Origin of the sequence: Clostridium sp. DSM 17811 (genome assembly GCF_018861905.1) — a bacterium.
GTDB lineage: Bacteria > Bacillota > Clostridia > Clostridiales > Clostridiaceae > Clostridium_AD > Clostridium_AD frigoriphilum.
In genome coordinates this window covers 197,135-222,733 of sequence record NZ_JAHLDU010000001.1, presented here as the reverse complement: position 1 = coordinate 222,733, position 25,599 = coordinate 197,135, and the positions used below count along the sequence as shown (strand labels likewise).

24 protein-coding genes and 1 other annotated feature (1 of these 25 running past the window's edge) are annotated in these 25,599 nt (G+C 30.2%); of the genes, 14 read left to right on the top strand and 10 right to left on the bottom strand.

Going from position 1 to position 25,599, the window contains the following annotated elements; all coding sequences use genetic code 11:
- Positions 1-50, bottom strand: a binding site (T-box leader) (it extends 168 nt beyond the left edge of the window).
- A 95-nt stretch (positions 51-145) separates the two neighbouring features.
- The 4 genes from KPL44_RS01160 to KPL44_RS01145 are packed head-to-tail and all read right to left on the bottom strand — an operon-like array spanning position 146 to position 2,780.
- Entirely contained in the window at positions 146-649 is a 504-nt protein-coding gene (locus KPL44_RS01160) for a hypothetical protein (RefSeq protein WP_216246609.1), read from the bottom strand.
- A 25-nt stretch (positions 650-674) separates the two neighbouring features.
- Positions 675-1,307: a J domain-containing protein gene (locus KPL44_RS01155; protein ID WP_216246608.1), complete on the bottom strand. Its 633-nt coding sequence runs from the start codon at positions 1,305-1,307 to the stop codon at positions 675-677.
- A complete protein-coding gene (locus KPL44_RS01150) occupies positions 1,291-2,232 on the bottom strand; it encodes a DUF5685 family protein (RefSeq protein WP_216246606.1) in 942 nt (313 codons plus the stop codon). The genes KPL44_RS01155 and KPL44_RS01150 overlap by 17 nt, the downstream gene beginning before the upstream one ends.
- Positions 2,232-2,780: a class IV adenylate cyclase gene (locus tag KPL44_RS01145; RefSeq protein ID WP_216246604.1), complete on the bottom strand. Its 549-nt coding sequence runs from the start codon at positions 2,778-2,780 to the stop codon at positions 2,232-2,234. Before KPL44_RS01145 ends, KPL44_RS01150 begins: the two co-directional genes overlap by 1 nt.
- Positions 2,781-3,087: 307 nt before the next feature.
- On the opposite strand from KPL44_RS01145, the gene KPL44_RS01140 reads away from it, so the two are divergent.
- Positions 3,088-4,137 carry a nucleoid-associated protein gene (locus KPL44_RS01140; RefSeq protein ID WP_216246602.1) on the top strand — a complete coding sequence of 350 codons (1,050 nt, stop codon included), beginning with the start codon at positions 3,088-3,090 and terminating at the stop codon, positions 4,135-4,137.
- Positions 4,138-4,413: 276 nt separating this feature from the next.
- Here KPL44_RS01140 and KPL44_RS01135 read toward each other — a convergent pair whose 3' ends face one another.
- The 3 genes from KPL44_RS01135 to KPL44_RS01125 all read right to left on the bottom strand — a co-directional run bounded on the left by KPL44_RS01135 (position 4,414) and on the right by KPL44_RS01125 (position 6,554).
- Positions 4,414-5,361: a ketose-bisphosphate aldolase gene (locus KPL44_RS01135; protein ID WP_216246600.1), complete on the bottom strand. Its 948-nt coding sequence runs from the start codon at positions 5,359-5,361 to the stop codon at positions 4,414-4,416.
- A gap of 126 nt (positions 5,362-5,487) precedes the next feature.
- Entirely contained in the window at positions 5,488-5,868 is a 381-nt protein-coding gene (locus KPL44_RS01130) for a DUF4363 family protein (RefSeq protein ID WP_216246599.1), read from the bottom strand.
- Positions 5,865-6,554, bottom strand: coding sequence for a DUF421 domain-containing protein (locus KPL44_RS01125; protein WP_216246597.1), 690 nt, complete (start codon positions 6,552-6,554; stop codon positions 5,865-5,867). The genes KPL44_RS01130 and KPL44_RS01125 overlap by 4 nt, the downstream gene beginning before the upstream one ends.
- A gap of 126 nt (positions 6,555-6,680) precedes the next feature.
- Here KPL44_RS01125 and KPL44_RS01120 point away from each other — a divergent pair, with 126 nt between their 5' ends.
- From KPL44_RS01120 to KPL44_RS01105, 4 genes are all read left to right on the top strand, one after another.
- On the top strand, positions 6,681-8,339 hold the full coding sequence (locus tag KPL44_RS01120; RefSeq protein WP_216246595.1) for a nucleoside kinase: 1,659 nt from the start codon (positions 6,681-6,683) through the stop codon (positions 8,337-8,339).
- Between the two features lie 888 nt (positions 8,340-9,227).
- Positions 9,228-9,905, top strand: a complete 678-nt coding sequence (sdaAB, locus tag KPL44_RS01115) for an L-serine ammonia-lyase, iron-sulfur-dependent subunit beta (protein WP_216246594.1) — start codon at positions 9,228-9,230, stop codon at positions 9,903-9,905.
- A 71-nt stretch (positions 9,906-9,976) separates the two neighbouring features.
- Entirely contained in the window at positions 9,977-10,852 is an 876-nt protein-coding gene (sdaAA, locus tag KPL44_RS01110) for an L-serine ammonia-lyase, iron-sulfur-dependent, subunit alpha (protein WP_216246592.1), read from the top strand.
- Positions 10,853-10,910: 58 nt separating this feature from the next.
- The gene (locus KPL44_RS01105) at positions 10,911-11,240 is read left to right on the top strand and encodes a hypothetical protein (protein ID WP_216246590.1); all 330 of its coding nucleotides are present in this window, start codon (positions 10,911-10,913) and stop codon (positions 11,238-11,240) included.
- 149 nt (positions 11,241-11,389) lie between these two features.
- Here the strand turns inward: KPL44_RS01105 and pssA are convergent, their stop codons facing one another.
- On the bottom strand, positions 11,390-11,902 hold the full coding sequence (gene pssA, locus KPL44_RS01100; RefSeq protein WP_216246588.1) for a CDP-diacylglycerol--serine O-phosphatidyltransferase: 513 nt from the start codon (positions 11,900-11,902) through the stop codon (positions 11,390-11,392).
- A 269-nt stretch (positions 11,903-12,171) separates the two neighbouring features.
- Between pssA and KPL44_RS01095 the strand changes: the two genes are divergently transcribed.
- The 3 genes from KPL44_RS01095 to KPL44_RS01085 all read left to right on the top strand — a co-directional run bounded on the left by KPL44_RS01095 (position 12,172) and on the right by KPL44_RS01085 (position 14,322).
- Entirely contained in the window at positions 12,172-12,603 is a 432-nt protein-coding gene (locus KPL44_RS01095) for a CBS domain-containing protein (RefSeq protein ID WP_216246586.1), read from the top strand.
- Between the two features lie 131 nt (positions 12,604-12,734).
- Positions 12,735-13,622 (top strand): YegS/Rv2252/BmrU family lipid kinase, encoded by an 888-nt coding sequence (locus tag KPL44_RS01090; protein WP_216246584.1) that lies wholly within the window; start codon positions 12,735-12,737, stop codon positions 13,620-13,622.
- A 64-nt stretch (positions 13,623-13,686) separates the two neighbouring features.
- A complete protein-coding gene (locus KPL44_RS01085; RefSeq protein WP_216246582.1) occupies positions 13,687-14,322 on the top strand; it encodes a hypothetical protein in 636 nt (211 codons plus the stop codon).
- 71 nt (positions 14,323-14,393) lie between these two features.
- Here KPL44_RS01085 and KPL44_RS01080 read toward each other — a convergent pair whose 3' ends face one another.
- On the bottom strand, positions 14,394-16,400 hold the full coding sequence (locus KPL44_RS01080) for a YgiQ family radical SAM protein (protein ID WP_216247111.1): 2,007 nt from the start codon (positions 16,398-16,400) through the stop codon (positions 14,394-14,396).
- 446 nt (positions 16,401-16,846) lie between these two features.
- Here KPL44_RS01080 and KPL44_RS01075 point away from each other — a divergent pair, with 446 nt between their 5' ends.
- The 4 genes from KPL44_RS01075 (at position 16,847) to KPL44_RS01060 (ending at position 21,346) form a co-directional block, all read left to right on the top strand.
- Positions 16,847-18,109, top strand: coding sequence for a magnesium transporter (locus tag KPL44_RS01075; protein ID WP_216246580.1), 1,263 nt, complete (start codon positions 16,847-16,849; stop codon positions 18,107-18,109).
- Between the two features lie 151 nt (positions 18,110-18,260).
- Positions 18,261-18,929, top strand: coding sequence for a spore cortex-lytic enzyme (gene sleB, locus KPL44_RS01070; RefSeq protein WP_216247109.1), 669 nt, complete (start codon positions 18,261-18,263; stop codon positions 18,927-18,929).
- Between the two features lie 463 nt (positions 18,930-19,392).
- Positions 19,393-19,905, top strand: a complete 513-nt coding sequence (locus KPL44_RS01065; protein WP_216246571.1) for an RNA polymerase sigma factor — start codon at positions 19,393-19,395, stop codon at positions 19,903-19,905.
- Positions 19,892-21,346, top strand: coding sequence for a TolB family protein (locus tag KPL44_RS01060; protein WP_216246570.1), 1,455 nt, complete (start codon positions 19,892-19,894; stop codon positions 21,344-21,346). Before KPL44_RS01065 ends, KPL44_RS01060 begins: the two co-directional genes overlap by 14 nt.
- Before the next feature lie 53 nt (positions 21,347-21,399).
- On the opposite strand, the gene KPL44_RS01055 is transcribed toward KPL44_RS01060, so the two are convergent.
- Entirely contained in the window at positions 21,400-22,440 is a 1,041-nt protein-coding gene (locus tag KPL44_RS01055; protein ID WP_253201572.1) for a M42 family metallopeptidase, read from the bottom strand.
- A gap of 199 nt (positions 22,441-22,639) precedes the next feature.
- Here KPL44_RS01055 and KPL44_RS01050 point away from each other — a divergent pair, with 199 nt between their 5' ends.
- Entirely contained in the window at positions 22,640-23,986 is a 1,347-nt protein-coding gene (locus tag KPL44_RS01050; protein ID WP_216246568.1) for a VanW family protein, read from the top strand.
- A 56-nt stretch (positions 23,987-24,042) separates the two neighbouring features.
- Complete coding sequence (locus KPL44_RS01045; protein WP_216246566.1) at positions 24,043-25,599, top strand: MutS-related protein; 1,557 nt, start codon at positions 24,043-24,045, stop codon at positions 25,597-25,599.

The window sequence follows — 25,599 nt, the reverse complement described above, 5'->3', positions numbered from 1 at the left end:
GCTCTCTAAAAAATGATATAAATACTAATACTCCTAATCAAAGCTATATATTATATTAGTGTTTGTTTATTGTTGGATTATTATCCATTATAATTTAAATAAAATTTTGTGTCAATACCATAAGCTCATGAGTACTTAGGTATTTTTATTTGAATTTCTTTAAAAGGTTTTTATTGGCATAAGCTATAAAAGCAGTAAGTGCATAATCATAGACTACAAAGCCAACCTCCACAAGAATAAGGAGCAAATAAAGATTTATATTTATATTTGGGATTTTTAGGAATAACATTTTATATATAAACACGATTATACCTGAGGTTATATTAAAATACAATAACTTTAGTACAATTTCTATAGGGATATTTCTCAATTTTTCCACATAATATTTTACAAAACCATAGGAACCAAAAATTAATATATAGCTCAGGCCTATAAGCTTTGATGGTATAATAAATAAACTAAGCAAGGAAACAGCACCGTAGACTACAACAGTATTCTTTACTCCAGTAAGCATAATGGAAAGAGGAATAATGCAGGAAGCTATACAGAGTACAGATAATCTGTTTGTAGGTATAACGGAGGATATATATAGTAATATCAAACTAAGTGCTGCGAATATTCCACCTTTAGCAATATGGTTAGATTTCATAAAATCATCTCCTAAATTAATAGACTTAGCAACACGAAATAAGATCTCCGCCTAAACATTCACAAATGGTATCTGCACACCAGAGGTTAAGGCACATGTTACCCATGCCGCCGGAATTGTTATTTGTCCTACCATAATAGTTATTTCTATAATTTGAAGATTGATTATTTAGTTGATTAAAGCTTTGTCTGTATTCAACATTATTAGGTTCTTGAGTGCAGGCACGATTAATAAAAGTATAGGCACTATCATGCCAACCTTTTTTTAGATGAACTGTTCCCATTAAAAAATTCCACTCAGCAGTTTTTGTGTTCATGGAACCTAATTTTTGCTCAGCAGAGGGGAGGTTACCACTATTTATATCCATTCTTATAGATTGATATATATTGTTATTATTGTAGTCATTATTTGAACTTGAACCATTGTTAGAAGAACTATAATTGTTTGATGAACTGTTATTATTAGAAGATCCATTGCCTTTCATAAGGGTATCATAAGCTTCATTTAGTTCTCTCATTTTAACTTCTGCCAAATCTTTTAATGGATTATCACCATATTGATCAGGATGATATTTTTTTGCTAGTTCTCTATAGGCTTTTTTAATTTCTTCTTTAGAGGTTCCTTCTTTTACACCAAGTACTTCATAGGGATTTGCCATTTTTATCTTCCACTCCTTTTAAATTATCAATAGTTTCTTTATTAAACACTTTATCCATTTTTTCCATGAGTCCTAGCTCTAGTATATTACTTAATATATCTTCATTTTTAATCAAAGGTAAATTATTCAAATATTTTAAGCACGAAGATGCACAAGTAGCCAATATAAAATCAATTCTTGGCTTAATTAATATAGAAAAACTTTTGAAATCCAGATTATCTGTATTAAGTAATGAATTTATAGCATTAAAAGAATTACTTTTTATATCTTTTTCTAAATCATCATAAGCATCTATAATATATATCCATTTACCTAAATTATATCCAAGCCAGTATAAATCATCTTTAAAAGAGGCTTCTTTATAATAAAAGGATATTATAAAACCTGTAAGATCAGCAAAGACATGCGATAACCCATCTATAGATAGCTGTTCATCTATAGATAGATGCTCATAAGTATCCATATCATTATGATTTGCCTCTAGAGTGTTTAGAAGTAACAGTTTGTCTTTTGTATACTCCATTACATCAGCATATGATAATTCTGCTTTTGGTAAATAGGTTTTTAAAAATATTGAATAAATTTTGCTCTTCATTGTTTTATTATCTTGGACATCATCCATTAGTTTATAATAAGCTAATGTAACATTGCAAAAAGCAGCGTAATCTAAAGCTTTATTATTATTTATCATAAGTCTTTTTTTTAATGGGTGTATTAAACATTTGAATTTAACGAAATTATATTTACTTTCTGATAAGGAATCCAAAAGTACTGCTAAAAATGTCATGTCAAAATTTAGAGTAAGTCTTGGAAGATTACCAAAATCATTTTTTATGGAATTACATAGACCACAATAATAAGCTTTGAATATCTCGTAGTCTTTTATCTTCATTTCCATTTTACATGGAGTTACATATCCAAACATTATAGCTTTTCCATTGATTTTTTGGCTTTTAATATTTCATAAATACTTTTAGAGGTAGTATCTGCTAAACTATAACCAAGTAAGCTTACAACTTCTTCAATCTCAGCTTCCGATTCACTTTCAATTTCTATATAAGGAAAAGGACAAAATTCCTTCTCATTTATGTCAATTTCTATAAGAGTATTTTTATATTTATAGCTTTCTCTATATTTTTTAATAGACTGCATAAGCTCGAGGCCTAAGGCTTCAAATATTCCCCTCGCTGCAATTTCATCTTTAATTTCAGATTCATGCTCATCCATAATTTTATATTTCTCTTGGCTTATAAGTTTTTTTGTGGTGATATAGTGAATAGTTGAATTTTTTAAATTGTCTTTAACTGTACGTATTCTTGCATAGCCTTTACCGAGTAGTAGTCTTTTATCCGAGAAATCATAAATATTATTTATTTGATCCTCTTGCTTTACTTTTAAACAATTTAAACTTAATAATTTTTGGCGAATTTCCTTAACATCAATGTCTATAATTCTAAGCTCTATTTCTTTCAAAATAATCCTCCTTGATACTTTAGGGTATATAATGATCAATTAATTAATTAACCATTAATTGTGATTATATCATAACTTAAATAAAGTAACATTAATAATTCATTAAAATTATCAATTTTGATAGCAATATATGACTTTGTTATAATCATAAATACATAGTATAATAGTTAAGCACATTCAAATAAGTAAACTCATTTTTTGCAGAGCTGTTGAAGCATCTATTAAGAGATGTTACAGTTCCTCAGGAGATGACTTAACTTGCGAATTATTTTCATGTGCCTTAGATAATTATTAAGGTGGTGTTTTTTTGGAGTATATAAAAGAAGTTAATATAAATGAGGCTATTATTCATGTTTTAGACAATAATGCAGATGAACCTATCTTGAATGAATATGCATTAGATTTAGATGAAGAAAAATATAATTTTATACTTAAACATATTCAAAAATGCTTAAAAGATGAAGACTTAAAATATGGGGTATTTTCTCCTGAGTCAAATATAGTAAAAGATTTATCTCAAGAATATTTAAATGGTGAGAATAATATACTCGCTGTTTCAAAGGAACTAGCAAAACAAATGTTTATTTTAATGCGATCTAAGGGGAGTATTCCTTCTTGCGATTTAATAGTAGTATCTTTTACTACGGAGTTTGGTCCAGTACTTGGTATATTTAAAATGGATTATATAAAAAACTATGTCCACACTATTGAGTTTGTGGATGAAAAATTAGGAATTGATATAGTGCCACAGTTTACGGGTCTACCTGGTAGTGCCCAAAGGATACAAAAATGCGCTTTTATAAAACCAATTAGAGAGGAAAATAGTTTTGATTTAATGGTTATTGATAAAAGGAGCAAAACCAAGGAATCAAATAATGAGAACCAAGAGAATGACTCAAACTATTTTATTAATAATTATTTAGGTTGCACGATTGTTGACAATGAAAGAGATGTAACTAAAAGTTTTGTAAAGGCAGTTGAAAAATTCACCCAGAATACTTTCGCAGAAAATGCAGATGAAGCAGAAGTTGTTAGAAGTACTATAAAAAGAAAACTTAGAGAAGAAGATAATATTGATGTTAAAGAATTGTCGCAGCAGATATTTCCTGAAAATAATGAAAACAAGGAGAAATTTGTTGAGTTTATAGCACAGCAAGGAATTTGCGAAAATATTAGTCTTGATAAAGAATGGATAGACAAGAAATTAAAAAGAGTAAGACTTAAGATTGATAAAGATATAGATTTATATGTAAATGAAGAAACATATCATGATGATAGTCGCTTTGAAATACAAAGAAATGGTGATGGAACAATTAATATGGTTATCAAACATGTAAGTAATTACGTTGAAAAATAAAGAGAAAAAGTATATTTCACTAGTAATGCAGTCACTTCGCTAAGAACTACTAATTATATTTTTAATTAATCTGCTAAAAAGCATAAACTCGCTGTGCTCAAACATATGCTTTTCTTAACGCATCTTAATTAAAAATATAATAAGAAGTTCTAAAGCTCGCTTCAATGCATTATACGTAATATATACTTTTTTTTGGCGTAAGAAATTTAATGCAAAATAAACCCAAAAGACCCACAGCATATTATACTGTGGGTCTTTTGGATTTAATAATTCAGATTACTTAGATGAGTTAGAAGATCCTAAAACATTAGTAATTTTACCTTCAACTAATTTAGTTATGTTAGTTCTTGCTTCTCCTAGATATTTTCTAGGATCTATTTCGCCAAGATTTTTTGTAAGTACTTTTCTTATTGAACCAGTCATTGCAAGTCTTAAATCAGTATCCATGTTTATTTTACAAACAGACATAGAAGCTGCTTTTCTAAGCATTTCTAGTGGAATTCCTTTTGCACCCTTCATTTCTCCACCAAATTCATTGATCATAGTAACATATTCTTGATCTACAGCAGATGCACCATGAAGAACTATTGGAAAATTATGAAGACCAGCAGCTTCTAATTTCTCTGTAATTAAAGTTAATCTTTCAAAATCAAGTTTAGGTTCACCTTTGAATTTATATGCACCATGGCTTGTTCCTATAGCTATAGCTAAAGAATCTATACCAGTTCTTGTTACATAATCTACTGCTTGTTCTGGATCAGTATATGTTGCATCTGCTGCTGAAACACTAACAGCATCTTCAACTCCAGCAAGTTTACCAAGCTCAGCTTCAACTACAACACCTTTAGAATGAGCAAAATCAACTACTTCTTTAGTTGTCCTTACATTTTCTTCATAATCAAAATGAGAACCATCATACATTACTGAAGTAAATCCAGAAGCTATTGCAAGTTTACATTGTGCTAAATCTGAACCGTGATCTAAGTGAAGAGCTATATCAAGACCAGTGTCTTCTATAGCAGCCTCTACCATTTTTCTAAGGTAAGTTGGTCTTGCATATTTCATAGCGCCACCTGATACTTGAAGTATAACAGCTGACTTGTGAATTGCACAAGCGTCGATAACTCCTTGAATTATTTCCATGTTATTGATGTTAAAAGCACCAATTGCGTAATTTCCTTTTATTGCCTTTTCAAACATTTTAGTAGTAGTAACTAAAGCCATATTAATTCCACCTTTCAAATTTTGCAGGGACATTTATTGTCCCTGCGGGACTTTTTATGATTCCTTATAATTATAAGCTATAAATGGACTATTTTCTACCCTTTTACTATAAATGATATCTATAAATTAAAAAATATTGCTTATAGATACCTTTTCATGGGACATTATATGATCAACAAGATATTTCATAACATGAACAGTTGCTAATCCTTCTGACTTATCTTTAATTTTTATATATTGAGTTAATTTTAAAATCTCGCTATCTATATTATCTAAGTCTTCATGGTGTGTATATATAGTTAAAAGTTTAGAAGTTTTCTTCCACTCAGCTATGTAATCTAGTGATAATTTGTATGCATCTTGATACTTTTCTTTAATTATATAGTTCTCAAGAGTACAATTTAAATCTTGTAACTTGCTACATTTGACGTTTATAATATTTACAGATAAAAATATTCCTACCATCATTATAACGAACAAGCTAAAAGCTATCAAAACATTTTTCATTTTTTATTACCTTTCCCTTCTTTAAGTTGATAATAAAACTTATGTTTAGAGTCAAGCATTCCTATGAAGAGATCACTTGCATAGGATATTTTATTTCTCTTTAATATGTTTTTTAGCCAAGTTTCATCTTTTTCTAAAAGTTTTAAATTCTTATAATTAATGATACCATCCATAATTAAAGGTATAGGTAAAGACTCTTGAGTTATGGGTATATTTAAATCATCTTTTGTAGCCGTAGATTGACCGGTTTTTGGTAATATAGACAAGGCACCACTAGTTTCCAAAATAGCATATTGGATATCGGATAAATTAAAATATCCTTTTAATCTAAGTTCTTCTAGCAAATCATTAATATTAAATCTTTGATATCTTAGCTCTTTGACATCAATTTTTCCGTCTCTTATTAATATGCTGGGTGTTCCTGTTAAGAGTTTCCTAGCCTTTTCACTTTTTAGCTCAATATAAGATGAAGCTACTTGTAGAAATAGCAAAGTAATTATTGGTATAATAGCATGTAAAAGGGGTATTCTTATATCTTCCATTGGAAAGGTTGCAAGATCGGAAATCATTAAAGCAATTACTAGTTCAAATGGTTCAAGCTGACCTATTTGCTTTTTACCCATCATCCTCATAATAAATATTATTGAAAAGTATAAGAAAAAAGTTCTGATTACTAAAACAAGCACAATATCACCTCTTTACTATATAATATATATGGTTTGTTAAATCACGAAAATTATAAGGGGTAAATGATACATTTTTTTTAAATTACAGTATAATAGTAGTAATAACTAAAAATAGGGGATGGGCAAATGGGCAGTTTCGATATAGTGCTTAATGATGGTAGAAACGTAGTAGCCAAAGAGGGAACTACGTTAAATGATATTGTTAAAGAAAATAATTTAAAAAATGATTTACCAGTAGTTCTAGGTAAAATTAATAATAAAATTTATGAACTAGGAACCACTATTATGAATGGGGGTAATTTTGAAACTGTGGATATTGCTAGCAAAATAGGAATGACGACCTACGTTAGGACTCTTCAATTTGTATTGATAAAAGCAATTTCAGAATTATTTCCAAGCGCTAATATTTCTATCGAACATTCTTTAAGTAAAGGGTTGTTTGGAGAAATAGATAAAACGCAAGCACTTGATATTGATGATATATATGACATAAAAAATAGAATGAGTGAAATAATAAAAGCAGATACTCCTATAAGAAAAATAACATTTTCTAAAGAGAGGGCAGTGGAGATATTTACGCAGTATAATATGCAAGATAAAGTAAAGCTTTTAAAATATGTTAACTCAAAGGAAATAAAACTTTATGAATTAAATGGAAGATATGATTATTTTTATGGACCTATGGCCTATTCAACAGGGATATTAAAAGTATTTGATTTGATGTATTATGAGCCAGGTTTTATACTAAGATATCCCACTATTGATGACCCAGACAGAATTCCTAAGTTTAACAAACAAGAAAAATTAGCTAAAGTGTTTTATGAAGCAGCGCAATGGGGAGAAATACTAGGGGTTGGAAGTGTCGGTGCACTAAATGATGAAGTGGTAAATGGTGACATTGTTAATTTAATTAGGGTGGCTGAGGCGCTTCATGAAAAGAAAATCGCATATATTGCGGATATGATTCATAAGAGAAGATTAGCTAAACTAGTGCTTATAGCAGGACCATCGTCTTCAGGGAAAACCACTTTTTCAAAGAGGCTAGGTGTTCAATTAACTGTAAATGGATTGATACCAATATTTATTTCGTTAGATGATTATTTTTTTGATAGGGATATTACCCCAAGAGATGAAAATGGTGATTATGATTTTGAATCTATATATGCTTTGGATTTGAAACTTTTTAACAAGGATTTAGAATTACTACTTTCTGGCGAGGAAATCGAAATACCGAGTTTTAATTTTAAAACAGGAAAGAGGGAATGGGTTAATAATAAAATTAAAATGCCCAAAAATGGAATTGTGATTGTAGAAGGAATACATGGATTAAATGAAATTTTAACTTCCTCAATACCTAAAGAGAGTAAGTTTAAAATATATATAAGTCCTTTAACGCAACTAAATGTAGATGATCACAATAGAATTTCCACAACAGAGGTAAGAATGATTAGGAGAATAGTTAGAGATTATTTATCTAGGGGATATGGCGCCGAAGAAACTCTTAAAATGTGGCCTTCTATAAAACGTGGAGAGGAAAAAAATATTTTTGTATTTCAAGAGCAGGCAGATGTAATGTTTAACTCTAGTTCAGTCTATGAGCTTTGTGTGCTTAAGAAATTTGCATTAGAAGAGCTTAATAAATTGGGAGAAGATAGTCCAGTGTATTATGAAGCAAGTAAATTAAGAAGTTTTTTAAACTTCTTTAAAGATGTAGATAAAGATTTGGTTCCAGATAATTCAATAATAAGAGAATTCACTGGTGGAAGTTGTTTCTATCAATACTAATATGAAAAGTATAAAGTTTCTCCTACACACCTTGCAAACGAACTCGAAACGTGAAATCACATTAAGAAATTCTAATGTTTTACTTATGTGAAATTTTCTACCACTCACACTCGACGTCCTGTCTCGGGTTCGTTAGCCTGACTTCCTGTCAGGCCTACGAAAATTTAACATTCGCAAAACAAGAATTACTAAATGAAATTTCAATTGTTTTTTCGTTTCGTATTGCAAGTCACCTTGGAGAAACTTCATACTTGTTGTCAATGGTATATTTTAAATGCCATCGAATGTTCGTTAGCAGACTCTAAGTAATGTTTCAACGGTATCTATAAGGTAGAATGATTAAGAAGTGCTAGCACAACCGGGAGGAGTGTAGGTGAGTAACAATTAATAATTGTTATGCTTCCTAGGATGCTTAGGCCAAATATTTATTCGTAAACCAAGAATTTGTAAAACTTACTATATACTATTTGTAATACTTTTACATGTTTTCATCAGCATAGTTATAAATTTTATTTTACACAATAGATTTAAAGTTGAAAAGTATGATATTTCTCCGAAGTGATTAGCAACAAGAAATTAAAAAACTATTGAAATTTAATTTAAAGATTCTTCTTTTGCTGATATAAAATTCTCGTAAGACTGCCAGGAAGGCAGGCTAGCGAACCTGAGGCATGATGCCGAATGTGAGCGACATAACAATTAATAATTGTTATGTCCCCCAAAGAACGACCCAGAGGAAGAGAATTTTATATATGCAAAAGATTAGAATCTTTTAATTGAATTTCTTGTTTTGAATTCGGTTGCTAATCACGTAGGAGAAATTTTGATACATGACTTAGTTATTTTTTTAAGAAATAGAAATGTCTAGGGACGATAAAGGAGGACAAAATGAAAAATTATAGTGCTTTTGATATATTAGGTCCAATTATGATTGGGCCATCAAGTTCTCATACAGCTGGGGCGGCGAGGCTTGCTAAGGTTGCTTCTATTATTGCGGGTAAGGGCATAATGTCGGTCCAATTTGTGCTTCATGGGTCTTTTGCTAAAACATATAAAGGACATGGGACAGATAAGGCATTAATTGCAGGGATCTTAGGGATGGATCCTTGGGATGATAGGCTTAAAGACTCAATGAATATAGCTAAAGAGGAAGGACTAAATGTTGAGTTTGCTTTCGCAGATTTGGGTGATGTTCATCCGAATACTGTAAAGTTTGTTATAACGAAAGAAAGTGGTAGAGTAATAGAAATTATTGGCTCCTCTGTTGGAGGAGGAAATATTTTAATATTTAGTGTTGATGGAGAAGCAGTTGAGTTTACAGGTAATTATCCAACAATTATAGTTAGGCATAAAGATATTCCAGGTATGATTTCAAAAGTAAGTACTATATTATATGAGGAAAATGTTAATATAGCATTTATGAATGTATATAGAAATAGTAGAGGATTAAATGCCACTATGGTTTTTGAAACAGATAGTATAGTTGGTAAAGATGTTCTAAACAGAATTAAGAGCATGGGCAATATATATAATATAAGAGAAATTGCACCATTGGTAGAGTCGTAATAAAAGTAGAGATATTAGAGAATAATTAAGAGTAAGATTTTTAACTAAAGATATTACAAGGGGGAAAAATTGTGTTCGTAGACAAAGGAATAGAACTTCTAAATATATGTAAGGAAAAGAATATACCAATTTGGGAATATACTATAATGTGTGAAATGGATGAGAGTGGGCTTACGCGTAGTCAAATTATTGAAAAGATGAGAAAAAATTTAAATACTATGAGAGAAGCAGCAGAATATGGGCTCACGAACGAAACTAGGTCAATAAGTGGGTTGATAGGAGGCGATGCAATTAAACTAAACATGTATGCAGAGGCTAAAAATACATTAACAGGTGAATTTATGATAAAAGCAATGGCAAGAGCTGTTTCTTGTTCAGAAGTAAATGCAACTATGGGTAAAATAGTTGCAGCACCTACAGCGGGCTCTTGTGGAATAATTCCAGCTGTAGTTATTACTGCAGGGGAAAAATTAAATAAAAATGAAGATGAACTAATTAATGCGTTATTTACATCGGCTGGGATAGGTATTATAATTGCTAAAAATGCTACACTATCAGGAGCGGAGGGCGGATGTCAGGCTGAATGTGGTTCAGCGGCTGCTATGGGTGCGGCTGCGGTAGTCGAAATGATGGGTGGAACACCTGCTATGGCAATGGATGCAGCAGCTATTGTGATAAAAAACATACTAGGGCTAGTATGCGACCCTGTTGCAGGTTTGGTTGAGGTACCTTGCGCTAAGCGAAATATAGCTGGGGCAGTAAGTGCTTTAACCACTGCAGATCTTGTTATGAGTGGAGTTACAAGCCGAATACCTTTTGATGATACAGTTATTGCAATGTATAAGGTAGGCAGGCAATTGCCTTGTGAATTAAGAGAGACTGCTATGGGTGGCCTTGCAACTACTCCTACAGGAATAAAACTTGCAAAAGAAATTTTATCAAAATAAAAAAAATATAACATAATCTAATTTATTTTATAATATAATTAAACTAAAAGGTGATTATTTGGCACATAGAAGAGTGGTTCAGAATTATTACAATGATATAAATAATCTGGCAGATATTTTATCTAAATTAGTTAGTTCATATCGCTTATTAATAGGCGGAGCAAATGAACTAAATGGAATTGCATTATCTAAAAAAAGTGATGTTAAGGATGCGCTTAAAAGAGCGGATGGGGTAGGGAATATTATAGATGAGACAATAAAGGTGCTAGATGATGCAAGTTATAGTTATATGTCTTATTGCAAAATGAAAACCGAAATTATGAAAAGCAAGCTTCAAATAGAGTATATAGAATCAGAAATTGATGAGGACTTAAGGTTAAAAGATTAAGGTTTTTGATCTTACGTGAATTAGAAAATATTAATTTAATACCTATTAGTTAAAGACATAAAAAATGTATTTAACTAATAGGTATTTTTGTGTGATTTAATTAATAACAGAGATATAAAATGATTTTTATATTATAATTCAAATCTTTGTCACCTTTTTTTAATTTGTAATTTACTTACCATAAGGTAAGAGAGTATAAACATTATAATAATAGTAAGTGGGAAGCTATGCGTTGAGTTTAAAGTAATTAGAGCATAAAGTGCTACGAGTATCCCGGCTAAAGTAATAGGAATACCTGTATAAACATTATTAAACGTAGAGTTATTATATCTTGCTAGTCTATATGCACCAGCTACAGGGTATACTAAAAAACAAATATAACCTAAATTCCCAAGCGAGATGAAATCATATAAATTAAATATTAGTACAGAAGGTGCAACTCCAAAAGAAACTAGATCTGCTAATGAATCTAGTTCTTTTCCAAGTTCACTAGATACTTTTAAAAGTCGTGCTACTTGTCCATCATATCTGTCCATAAGAGCAGCTAATAATATAAAAATTATAGATAACTTGTAATTGGCTTGAAATGTCATTAACAAAGATAACAAACCAAAAACTAAATTTCCAAAGGTAAGAATATTTGGTATAAAAGATTTTTCCACTAAACACCACTCCCTAAATAATAAAATTGCATTATAAACTTAACACTAGGTTAGCATATAATTTGTATAAAAGATATTTTTAATTATACATTATTTTATAATAAAAATAAAATATACAAATTTTATATTTTGTTTTAACGACCCAGGAGATGATTTTATGTTTTCTAAAAAAATATAAGTAGAATAAAAAACATTAATATAAATTTTTAATTATGGTTAAAATATAATAATTGTTATCTAACATAAAGAGAGATGAGGAGGATTATAAAATGAAAATTTCGGAAATAATGACTAAAGAAGTTATAAGTTTATCAGTAGATGATACGGTTGAACGTGCAGCCCAAATTATGAGAGAGTATAATATAGGATCAATTCCTGTAAATACAGAGGGTAGAGGATTAGTTGGTATTATAACTGATAGAGATATAATTTTAAGATGTGTAGCAGAAGGTAATGACATTAAAGTGCAAAAGATAAGACAAATTATGACTTCGAACCCAGTGGTAGGAGATGAAAATATAGATGTTAATGATGCTACTAGGATTATGGGTGAGAGGCAAATAAGAAGATTGCCAATTACTTCAAATAATGAATTAATTGGGATCGTAACCCTCGGAGATTTAGCATTAGAACCAAATTTAAAACAGGAAACTACAGACGTCTTGGGTGAAATTTCAATTCCTTGTTCGCATTGTTTTTAAAGGCAATTGTAATAAGTCTAATATTATTTAATAAACATCCACAAGAAAATGGAATCTTGTGGATTTAATTTTAAAGAGGTATAATGTTTATAAATAAATCGTTAAATTAGGCGGAAATAGGAGAGAATGGAATGAATAAGGTGAAGTTTATTTACAACCCATATTCTGGAGAAAGCACTATAACATCAGATCTAGACCAAATAATAATGATGCATCAAAAATATAAGTATACAATAGTACCATATAGAATATGTAATGAATATCCTATATCAGATGCTTTTTTTGACATAGATGAAGGTTATAAATATGTCTTAATAGCAGGTGGCGATGGAACAATAGATAGTGTAGTAAATGAGATGAAAAAAAAGGAAATCGATTTACCTATAGCAATTCTTCCAGTAGGTACTGCAAATGATTTTGCAAACTATATAGGAATGCCGCATGATGTGTATGATGCATGTTATCAGATATTAAATAGTGATGCAAAAAAGATAGATTTAGGAAAGATAAATGATAAATATTTTGTAAATGTAGCGAGTACAGGGTTATTCACAGATATATCTCAGAAAATGGATATGAATCTTAAAAATACTATAGGTAAATTGGCTTATTATGTAAAGGGAATAGAGCAATTGCCGAATTTTAGAAAATTAAAAATAAAGGTCACTTCAGATGAAGTTTTGTTTGATGGTGATATGTACTTAATGTTAGTATTTAATGGACAAACCGCAGGAAGTATGAGATTTGCATACAAGGCTAAAGTGGACGATGGACTTTTAGATGTAATAATAATAAAGGCTGGAAATATGAAAAACATTTTAAATATTTTCATCAAAATGTTAAGGAATGAACACCTTGAGAATGTTGAGGGAATTGTTTATTTTAAGACTAGTAAGCTCGAAATAGAATGTCACGAGGATATCGTTACAGACATAGATGGGGAGAGAGGACCAGATTTTCCTCTACTTATTACTTGCGAAAAGGGTGGAATATCTGTAATAGGATCTAAAATACAATAAATTATGCATAATTTCATATGCTAATTAATAAATATTAACAGTAGCAATTTTAGGGAGAATAAGAATGAAAATATATTTTTTACTACTGTTTATAATGATTTTATTATTATATGAAGGTATAATTTGTAGTCTATATTATGTTCCTAGAAAAATCAAAATAATAAGTTTTGTAGCTTTAACTTTAATGACATTTAGATACATAACCTTAATAATACTTTTAATTGTAAATGAGCAAAATTATTTATATATGTTAAAACCTTTGGTATACACAAACTTTTTGTGTATACCAATATGTGGCATCATCTCAGCTTTTGTATTTGCTAGGAAAAATACGATTAAATTAAGAAGAATTATATTGATATCTGGAATTTTGTGTTTGGGTTATTGTATTGTCATATATAATTCTAGTGCAAATACTGCTATATCAAATCTTTATGGACATATTATAAAATTACAATTAGAGAATTATTTTTATTATGCGTCACTTATAATAAATTCAATCCTTATAATTATGGGTATAAATCTATTTAATAGACGCTATTCAAATAAACTGGGAGCATCATTAATAGTTATATCAGCGAGTATTACATTAATAGCAGTCCTTCTAACTTCAATAAATACAAGTTTCAATTTTTTATTGCTAGGAGATATTTCTTGGATTTTAACAATGGATTATGCTTTGAATAAAGTTAAAAGGTGAGATTTAAAGTGAAATATCAAAAGACATATGTAGCTATAAAAAATTATAGCTACATATGTCTTTTACTTTTTTTATCCTTGTCTTTTTCTAGGACTAAGGTTTGATGTACGTTTTTTAGAGGGTTTTGAAGCAGTCTTCAAATTTGGTTTTGATGTTGTTTTTAAAGAAGGTTTTGTAAAAGTCCTTGGAGCAGGTTCAGAAACATGTCCAGGTTCTGTATTTGGTGTCCTAAACTTAGAATGTTTCTTCCCTTGATACTTTGGATGATTATTTGCTTTGGTAGGTCTTGATGGTATTAATGATTTTTTATCAGAACCAATCAAATCTTCTCTATGAGCTTTTACTAGAGCCTCTCTTACAATGCTGTAGTTTTCTGGATTTTTAAATTGCATAAGGGCTCTTTGCATATTTTTTTCTTTTTGCTCGGTAGGAACATAAACCTTTGCACCACTGAAGGGATTTACTCCAGTATAAAATATAGTAGTAGATAAACTTCCAGGTGTTGGGTAAAAATCTTGAACCTGTTCTGGAGTGTAGCCCATTTCATTTATATATTCTGATAATTTAATTGATTCTTCGAGGTCACAACCGGGGTGGCTTGACATAAAGTATGGAACTAAAAATTGATTTTTATCTAGTTCTTTGTTAGTTTCGTTATATTTTTTCACAAATCTATCAAATACTTCTTGTTTGGATTTTCCCATTTGGTCTAGTACTTTGTCACTAATGTGTTCTGGGGCTACTTTTAATTGTCCACTAATATGATGTTCACATAATTCTTCAAAAAATTTAGTGTTTTTATCATATATTAAATAATCGTATCTTATTCCAGAACGAATAAAAACTTTTTTTATGTTGGGAATTACTCTAACTTTTCTCAATAAATCTAAGTATTCGGTGTGGTCAATAATAAGATTTTTGCATGGAGTTGGAAACATGCATTGTTTATCGCGGCATACACCTACTTTTTCTTGAATCTTGCAAGCTCTGTGTCTAAAGTTTGCAGTAGGACCACCAATATCGTGAATGTATCCTTTGAAATTCTTTAATGTAGTTAAAAGAGTAGCTTCGTCTATTATAGATTTTTGACTTCTGTTTTGTATAACTCGACCTTGATGAAATGTTAATGCACAAAATGAACAACTACCAAAACATCCTCTATGGCTTGTTATAGAAAATTCAACTTCTTTAATTGCAGGAATACCACCTTTAGCTTCATATATAGGATGGTAGGTTCTGGTATATGGCAGACCATAAGTTATATCCATTTCAGCTTGGGTTAAAGATATCTGTGGAGCATTTTGAACTACATATCTGTCATTATGCTTTTGTACAACGACTTTTCCTCTTATATCATCTTGTTCTAATGATTGTAATTTGTAACTCTGCGCATAAGCAAGTTTATCAGTAGAGACAGTTTCGAAAGAAGGAACTTCTACATAATCCTCAAGGTTACTAATGTCTTTTGTAGCATATACGCTGCCCCTAATAGAAGTCATTTTTTCTATACTCATACCATATTTAAAAAGATTAGCCATTTCAACTATGGTTTTTTCGCCCATGCCATAAAGTAGCAAGTCGGCTTTAGCATCAATTAATAAACTTCGTCTTACTTTATTGGACCAATAATCATAGTGAGCAAATCGCCTAAGACTTGCTTCTATACCACCAATTACAATTGGAACATTTTTAAAGGCTTCCCTGGCCCTGTTACAATATACAATTACGGCCCTATCTGGTCTGTGACCTGATTCACCACCTGGAGAATAAAGATCATCATGTCTCTTTTTTTTTGCTGCTGTATAGTGATTAACCATAGAATCTATATTTCCAGAGTTTATAATGAATGCGAATTTAGGTTTACCAAGTTTTCTAAAATCTTCAATACCCTCCCAATCGGGTTGGGCTATAATGCCTACAGTAAAGCCTTCTCGCTCTAGAGTTCTTCCAATTATAGCGCTACCAAAGGATGGATGATCTATATATGCATCACCTGTAATTATTATAAAATCTAATTGAGATATATTTCTTTCTTTTAAATCATTCATGCAAATTGGTAAAAATTGTTTATTTACTATCATATAATCCTCCTGAGAGATTAGTCGAATCTTTAGCTAATTTAATAATTATTAATTAAACTAAAGTTAGTTTTCTTGTGTTTACGTTATATAATAATATTAACATATCTATAGAAAAATATGAACTAGAAAAGTTTATAAATATAATTGAATTTCACTTTTTTAGTTGCATTTTGAAGTATATATATAATATAATTATATAGTGAGAATATTTTTTACAATTAAGAAAAGATAATATAATCTACTAATATAGAAGAAAAAAATTATAGGTGGTGAAAAAAAATGGAAAATGGCCCTCGAAGTAGAAGGTCAAAATTAATTTTAAAATTTAATATTATTATGCAGAGAATTTCTTAAAGTATAAGTTGACATAGATAAAGTGGGAATATAAGTAAATGAGTTAAAATTCCATTTTGATGTTTCTCTGCATAAGAGGAGGGATATCTATGGAAATAATTTCTGTGTTTTATTTAAGCTCAATCTTAAATAAAAATGTGTATGATGAGTTTGATGATAATATTGGGAAGTTGCTTGATCTTTATGTTACTACTGAGCAAGGATATCCAAGAGTTATAGGATATAAAATTAAAAAGGAAAGCGAAATTTTTAATTATGAATTTAGAAATATTGAAGTAGGAAAAGAAGACAAAAAAATAACAGTACAGGTAAGAGGGGTTAAAGAGATAATTCCTAGAAAATTTTCATATCTTTTATCTAAGCATTTATTAAACAAACAAATAGTAGATGTTAATGGAAAAAAAGTAGTTAAAGTTAATGATTTAACCATGACGAAAGTTGGTGGAGAAATAAGAGTTATAGCTGTAGAATCAGGTATTATTGCAGCGGCTAGAAAATATAAATTAGATGGCATAATAAAAATTTTTTATAATATTTTAGGCAGAAAACCTCAAGATAATAGCATAACTTGGGAAAGTGTTCAATCACTCGAGATGGTAGATCACAGCTTAAAGCTAACACAGCCATATTCAAAACTTACTAAACTTCATCCAGCAGATCTTGCAGATATTTTAGAGGGACTCGATACAATCGCTAGAAATAAAATTTTTGAAAGTCTAGACAAGGATTTGGCAGCACATACTCTAGAAGAATTGCAGCCAGAGGTTCAAGCAGATATTTTAAGTACTATTAATAATCTGCTTGCACAAGAAATCTTAGATGAAATGCCTAATGATGAGATTGCGGATATTTTAGATGAAATGAAGGAAGACGATGCAGAAAAAATCCTCTTAAATTTTAATAAAGATGATGAAGAAGAAATTAGAAATCTTATGAATTATGAAGAGGAAGTTGTTGGTAGCATAATGAATAAGGATTTTATATCTTTTAATGTAAATATTACGGCTAGTGCAACTATTGAAATTTTAAGGGAACTTCAGCCTGAAGATGAGGTAATACATTATATATATATCGTAGATGAAGACAAAAAACTTCAAGGAGTCATTTCTTTAAGAAATTTAGTTCTTTCAGCTCCTGCGAGGAAACTTAAAGATATCATGGACGATGAAGTTATTAGAATAAAAGATAGTCAAGATATCGAGGAAGCTGTTGAAATAGCGCTTAAATATGATTTGATTTCTTTACCAGTAGTTGATATTGATGAAAAGTTATGTGGAATAGTAATTATGAATGATATTATTGAAGAACTATTGTCTCCAAGATGGAAAAGAAAACTTAAAAAAATTATATAAAGAAATACACTGTGCCTTATAGTAGCATAGTGTATTTTTTTTGGAATTAAGCACAAACTAATACCATTAATGACATTTATATATTGTTATTTAAGGAGGAATAGGTTTGAGGCTTAAAAAACATTTACTCAAAAGATGTAGCGCTGTAGTTATGATTATCTTAATAGCATATTTTTCAAATGAAGTTTATTTTAATATTTATACTAATCAAGCTATAGCACAGGTTTATAAATATGGCGCGCGTGGAGAACAAGTTAAACAAATTCAAACTAAATTAAAAAAGTGGGGATATTATAAGGAAAGTGTCGATGGAATATATGGCTACAGTACATATCTTTCCGTTAAGTCTTTTCAAAAAAGTAATGGATTAAAAGTAGACGGAATGGCAGGAAATTCAACACTCGCAGCTATAGGTCTTCCGTCTAGTACGCAGGCCTCTGGGTCGCCTTCTAACAAAAATGTAACGAATAATAAGGATGTGGATTTAGTAGCTAAACTTATAAATGGAGAGGCTAGAGGAGAACCATATGAGGGGCAGGTGGCTGTCGGAGCAACGATTTTAAATAGAACAAGAGATGCAAGATTTCCATCTACAATAGCAGGAGTAATTTATCAACCAGGTGCATTCACGGCGATTGTGGATGGACAAATAAATGCAAAAATTGAAGAAAGTTCTATAAGGGCTGCAAGAGATGCACTAAATGGGTGGGATCCTTCTGGAGGTGCTGTATTCTATTTCAATCCTGCGACAAGTACGAATAAGTGGATATGGTCACGTACACTTATAAAAGTAATTGGTAAACATAGATTTTGTAGCTAACTTAACGACATTTCAGAAGGAAAGTCTCCCACCTTTATAAGTGAGGATATATACTGTAACAAAATGAAAACTTAAGTGGATCTCTAAATCTCCTTCTGAAGTCGTTAGCACTGCAGCTCCCAAGGAGATGATTAATCATCATGATAAATTTCACAGGAGCTACCTGGTAAATAAAGTTTACCAAGTGGCTTTTTTATAAATGGTTGTAAAACTTTATGTTTTATTATAAGTTATTGTTAATATGGAAGTATATAATTATATTTCCATATACAATAGACTTATTAATATTATGGTATAATATTAATAAGTATGTGTGAACATTTAACACATATTTCATACATATTTTACATAAAAACTGGTAAAGCATGCAACTAAATATAAGGTTTCACGTATATTATGTGAAATGTTTTTTTAAAACCAGTTGTATTTATATGAAAACAAATTATGATGGGGGTACTGCTTAATGCCAAGTAAGTTTGAACAGCTGTATGACATGTACTACAATTGCGTTTATAGATACATTTTTGTTTCTGTAAAAAACAAATGGAATGCAGAAGATATAATTGCTACTGTGTTTACTAAAATATATGAGAACAAGGATAAAATTACTGAGGTAGAAGCAAGCAAGAATTGGATATTTAAAATAGCTCATAATACTATTATAGATTTTTATAGAAAAAACAGTAAAGTAATTCCTATAGAAAGCTTTTTGGATAGAGGCGACGAGGATTTTGGATATGAAAATATAGCTATTAGAGATGAATTTGAAGGTGTAAAGAAAATAATTGATATATTACCAGAAGAAACGAAAAAAATGCTTTATTTGAGGTTTTATGGTGGTCTAAAATTCAGGGAAATTGCAGAGGCGGTAGATATAACAGAAAGTACTGTTAAGTCAACCATTTCTAGAGCTATAAAGAAAATTAAGAAAAGTTATGAACATAGTTTAGGAGGTGATGTAATTGGAAATAAATGAAAACAATATTGAGAAATCATTGTGTAATGATGCAGCAAAGATCGTTATTGATGAGGAATTTAAATCAGATTTAAAAAATAAAATAATGTTTGCAGATAAGTATAACAATATTACAAAGCAGCCTAAACATAAAAGCAACTTTATGAAAAATAAATATTTTAAAATAGCTTCGGGTTTTGTAATTTGCGTGTTTGTTAGTGGATCAATATTTAAGGCTATTGATATTCAAAATAAAAATATATTTACAAGGTCCAAAGGAATAACTAATTCAGCTATTCCAGCTATTCCAGCTATAAGTCCAAAAGGATCACTTGAGGATAGTAGTAAGCAAGCAAATGGATTAAAGATTTTAGACGATATGATAAATAATAATTATAAAAACAAACAATTAGCAGTAATAAAAGGAAACGCAGGTAGCGTGAGTGATGTCCTAAGTGGTAATAACGTTAAGAAGCCTATAAATAATCTTTTGGCACAGAATATTATTCCTAATAACGCTATCACGGGAGTTGTAAATCATGATAATAATGATGCCCAAACAAATCAAGGCCAAGGGACTGAGGTTAAACCTGTTATAACGGAAACAGTTATCCCAGAAATAGTTACAAAACCAACGATAGATGTTCCAAGTGCACCTCTTGTTGCATTAACAACATATGATCCAAGGTACTCTATCGACGCAACGAAATTAGCTAGTGTTAAAGATGACGGCATATATATAAAAGATTTAAAATCTTCAAACGAGAAGATGTTAATAGCCTATAGTGATAAGACACAAGTAGTTAATAAGCCCAATTTTACACCTAGTGGCCAAATAATTTATTTTAAAGCAAATAAAGTAGCTCTAGAAAATGGTGCTATCTATTTATCTAGTGAAAATGGAAAGGTATCTACTAAGATTGCGGATGGTAAAAATCCTATGGTGTCCAAAAACGGAAAAAAATTACTGTATGAGTCTAAAGGTCAAATATTTATTCAAAATTTAAAAGATAATACTAGTAGTTATGTTGCTAACGGTAAGTATCCTGCTTTCTCTAATGATGACAATCTAATTAGTTATGTAAAAGAAGGAATAGAAACACAAAGCCCAGATATAAGTACTGTAAAAACAGCAGGTTTTGCAAAAATGGCTACTTTTTCAAGAATGACGAGCTTTGCAAAGGTAACACCTACCGAAAAAACAATTTCTACTTTATGTGTTTATAACATATTAGCAGATAAATCTTATAGCATAACGGATAATGGATCAATTGCAGATAGCAGTACTGAGTCTTGGTCAGGAGCTATACGAAATGTAGAGGATACTAGTGGGTTAGATGCAACTAGTCAATACAGTTATTGTGATAGTATTTGGAGTTTAGATAATAAAGAAGTGCACGTTATTAAAGTGGATAATGAAACAGGGGATAGGGTCGTGACTAATTTTAAGTTAGATAATTAAAAGTTATTTTAGAAGGCTAGACAATTGTAATTGTCTAGCCTTTTAAAGTTACTTTATTCTTGAATACAGTATTTTATTATTAAATTTAGCGTGTTTAATATTGAATCCATATGAGTTCTTTCATAGCCATGTGAAGCAAAAATCCCAGCACCAATTAAGGCTGCTTTTATGTCCCATCCAGCTCTTAAAGCTGCAGATGCATCAGAACCATAGTGTGGATAAACATCAACCTTGTAATCAATTTTTTCTTTTTTGCATATTTGCGTTAATTTCTTTCTAAGTTTTAGATCATAAGGTCCTGATGAATCTTTAGCACAAATACATACACTGTATTCAGAAGAATTTTGATCAAGCCCCGGGCAACCCATATCTACAGACACAAATTCTTTAGTTTTTTCTGGTATGGATGCAGAGGCTCCATGTCCAACTTCTTCATAATTGCTAATAAATATATTTGTTGTATATGGAAGTTTTATGTTGTTATCTATTATATATTTGATAGCATAAAGTAGTATTGCAACGCTAGCTTTATCATCTAGATGCCTAGATTTCACAAATCCTTTTTCAGTAAAAATGGTTCTTGCATCAAAACAAATAAAGTCACCAACGCTTAAACCTAAATCTTCTACCTCTTTTTTTGTAGATATTTTTTCATCAAGAATTATTTCCATATTCTCAGGGGTTCTCTTAAGTCCCCGAGCGTCATCTCCGCTAATATGGACTGAAGGCTTTATACTTTGAATAGTGCCTGTAAAAGATTTGCCATCAATAGTTTCTATAGTGCAATTTTCACCTTCTATTGAATTCATCATATATCCACCGATAGGGTCTAGTGAGAGTGAACCGCTTGGATTAATTTTTTTAACCATTGCTCCAAGTGTATCAACATGTGCAGAAAGTGTTCTTTGAAAATCGTTGTTTTCACCTTTTAGTGTTGCTATAACTGCACCTTTATTAGTAACAAAATATGGCACCTTTAAAATGTCTAGCTCTTCTTTTATGTACTTCATAATGTTCTCTGTAAACCCTGAGGGACTAGAAATTGAAAGGATATTCTTTAAATAATATTTAATTTTATCTTCATTATAATTCAAATTATCACTCCTTCAAAATAAGATTAATATAAGTATAATTTTACCATAGAAGATGATGAATTAATACAAGATTGTGAATTTAAAGTCGATAAATAAGAAAAAGAAAAAAGTCAAACTTAGATTTGCATGACGTTAGTAGCATATAGGAATATCGACTTCTTTGTAGTATAATATTTATGAGTATAAAAGGAGATTATAGATGAAAAAAAAGGCAATTATAATAATAGGAGTTTTAATCTTATTTAGTACATTTACATTTAGTGGCTACTCTTATATTAGAGTGAAATATTGGGATTCTTTGATTTTACCTGGAGTTAAAATTGAAAATGAAGATTTAACAGGTAAAACTAGGAAAGAAGCGCAAACGATAATTAATGACAAATATGCTAGTAAGGTCATGAAGAAAAAAATTACTATAGTAACTGATGAAAAAAAATATATAGTCGACTATAAAATGGTAGAGGCAAAGTACAATGTTGACCAAGCAGTAGAGCAAGCATTAACTTATGGGAAAGATAGGAATATGTTTCAAAAATACAAAGCCATAACACATCCTGTGAGTAAACAAATAAAACTAACCTTTGAATATAATGATAAGGCTGTTGACAAAATATTAAAGGGAATAGCTAAAGAGATAGATAAAAAGGCAAAGAATGCAACTATAGCTAAGGAGAGCGGTGGACAATTTGTTGTTACAAATGATGTCATTGGAAAGCAATTAGAAGTAGACAAATTAAAAAACGATATTAAAAGCAAAATTGATGTTGGCGTATCCAAGGATGATGCCTATATAAAGGCTGCGGTTAAGGACATAAAACCTAAAATTTCAGAGGCTGCATTAAAGACAATAAATACAAGAATATCAAGTTATACTACTAACTTTGGAAGCTCATCAGAAGGTAGAGCGACAAATATAGCATTAGCAACTGGGAGTATAAATGGGAAACTACTTATGCCAGGAGATGTTTTTAGTTTTAATGATGTTGTAGGAGAGAGAACTGCTTTAAGAGGGTACAAGGCAGCAGGTGTAATAATTGGTGATAAATTGGAACAGGGGTTAGGCGGAGGCATATGTCAAGTCTCATCTACTTTGTATAATGCAATGCTCTCAACTTCGATTGTTTCTGTAGAAAGAATTCATCATACAATATCATCGGGTTATATTCCGAAGGGACAAGATGCTACAGTTGATTATGGAAATCTTGATTATAAGTTTAAAAATACATTGGAGTATCCAATATATATTGAAGGCCTTTTGTCAAATGGAAACATACATTTCAATATATATTCTAACTCTACATTAACTAAAAGAACTTATGAAATAGTAAATGAGGTGTCGGAACCTACGGACCCTAAAACAGAAACTATACAAGACCCAACAATGTATCAGGGTCAAAGTGAGATTGTAAAGACAGGTTATGCAGGTTTTAAGGTTAAAGTGACTAGAAAAACTTATGAAAATGGAAAGTTAGTTAATACTGAAATTATAAATAAAGATACGTTCCACGTTATAAATGAAGTTAAGAAAGTTGGAACTAAGAAATAATAGCAGTTTGATTAAACTAAAGTGAACATTAAAAAAATCTAAAGGAGCATTGTACTATGATTAACAAATATTTAGGATCAATAAGAAAAGATTATAATAAAGATGCGGATAAGACAAGAAACATTGAGAAGGCTAAGAAGTTTTTTACCATGCGTGAAAGGAGTGAATACACAATAGACGATCAGACATGGGATGATTTAGATATGAATAAGGTGTATGAAAAGCTGGATAGATCATATAGCAGTCCTGGAGAAGCGTCTTTATACTCAATGCTTAGAAATCCTCTAATGAAGGAAGATAAGCTAAAAGAAAGAGGAAAATTGATTCAGTCTATTAAAGAAAATACGAAGCTTCGAGAGACTCTTCAGTGTATTTTTTTTGAATTAAATAGTGATACTAAAAATAGTTTTTTAGATATGATTGAAACTGACCTTATCATAAATAAAACTAAATATTATGTGTACAGCATTCTAGGCAAGGTAATACCAGCGATAGCGATTTTACTTGCAATATTTGCAAGTCCTAAATATATGATATTATTATTTGCTATAGGTTCAATTAATATGATTATAAATTCTACAGAAGTAAGGGCAATTAAGTCTAATGGTATATTCTATTTGCAAAAGAATATTAAGGCAGCTAAAAAAATAGCAAGTATAAATGATAAAGAAATTCTTTATTACAAAGATAAGATAAAAGAGCTTCTTAAAGGTATGAAAGACATAGATTTGAGTACAAAAACAATAGGAATTATAAATATGTGGGGAGGTGTTTTTGAATTCATTTCTGTTATTTTTCTTTTAGAGGAAACAACCTATTACTCTATATCTCATAAAATAAAAAGAGAAAAAGAAAGGTTAATGGATCTTTACTACATTGTTGGGGAATTAGAAGCATTAATCTCAATTTCAGGTTACGAACATAATCTGAAGGAGCAGTGTGTAAAACCTAAGTTTACAAAGACGATTAGTTTGAATATAAAGGATGGGGTACATCCTCTTATAGAGAATGCTGTTCCTAACTCAATTAACATAAAAAAAGGCGGAATTGTGCTTACAGGTACAAATATGGCTGGAAAATCAACGTTTTTAAGAATGATGGGAGTAAATATAATTTTAGCACAAAGTTTTAATTTTGCATTGGCTAAAGATTATGAAGCACCTTTCTTTAACATAGTTTCATCAATTAGTCCGAATGATGATTTAACAAAGGGAAAGAGTTTCTTTATGGCAGAAGTAGAATCTATACAACGTATAATCAAAGCTTTAGAAAAGGAAGCACCTGTATTTTGCCCTATTGATGAGATATTTAGAGGTACAAACCCAATTGAAAAAATTTCTATGTCGGCAGCTATATTAACATATATAAATAATGGAAAAAGTATTTCAATTGTAGCTACACATGATAGAGAATTAGTTGATATTTTAAAAGAAAATTATGAGTTTTACTACTTTAGTGAAAAGGTTGATAACCACAAGGGTTTAAGCTTTGACTATAAGATTAAAAAGGGAGTTTCACAAACAAGAAATGCAATTAAACTTTTAGAATATATGCATTATCCAAAAGCAATAACAGATGCAGCATATAAAAGAGCTGAGACAATAGAAAAATAG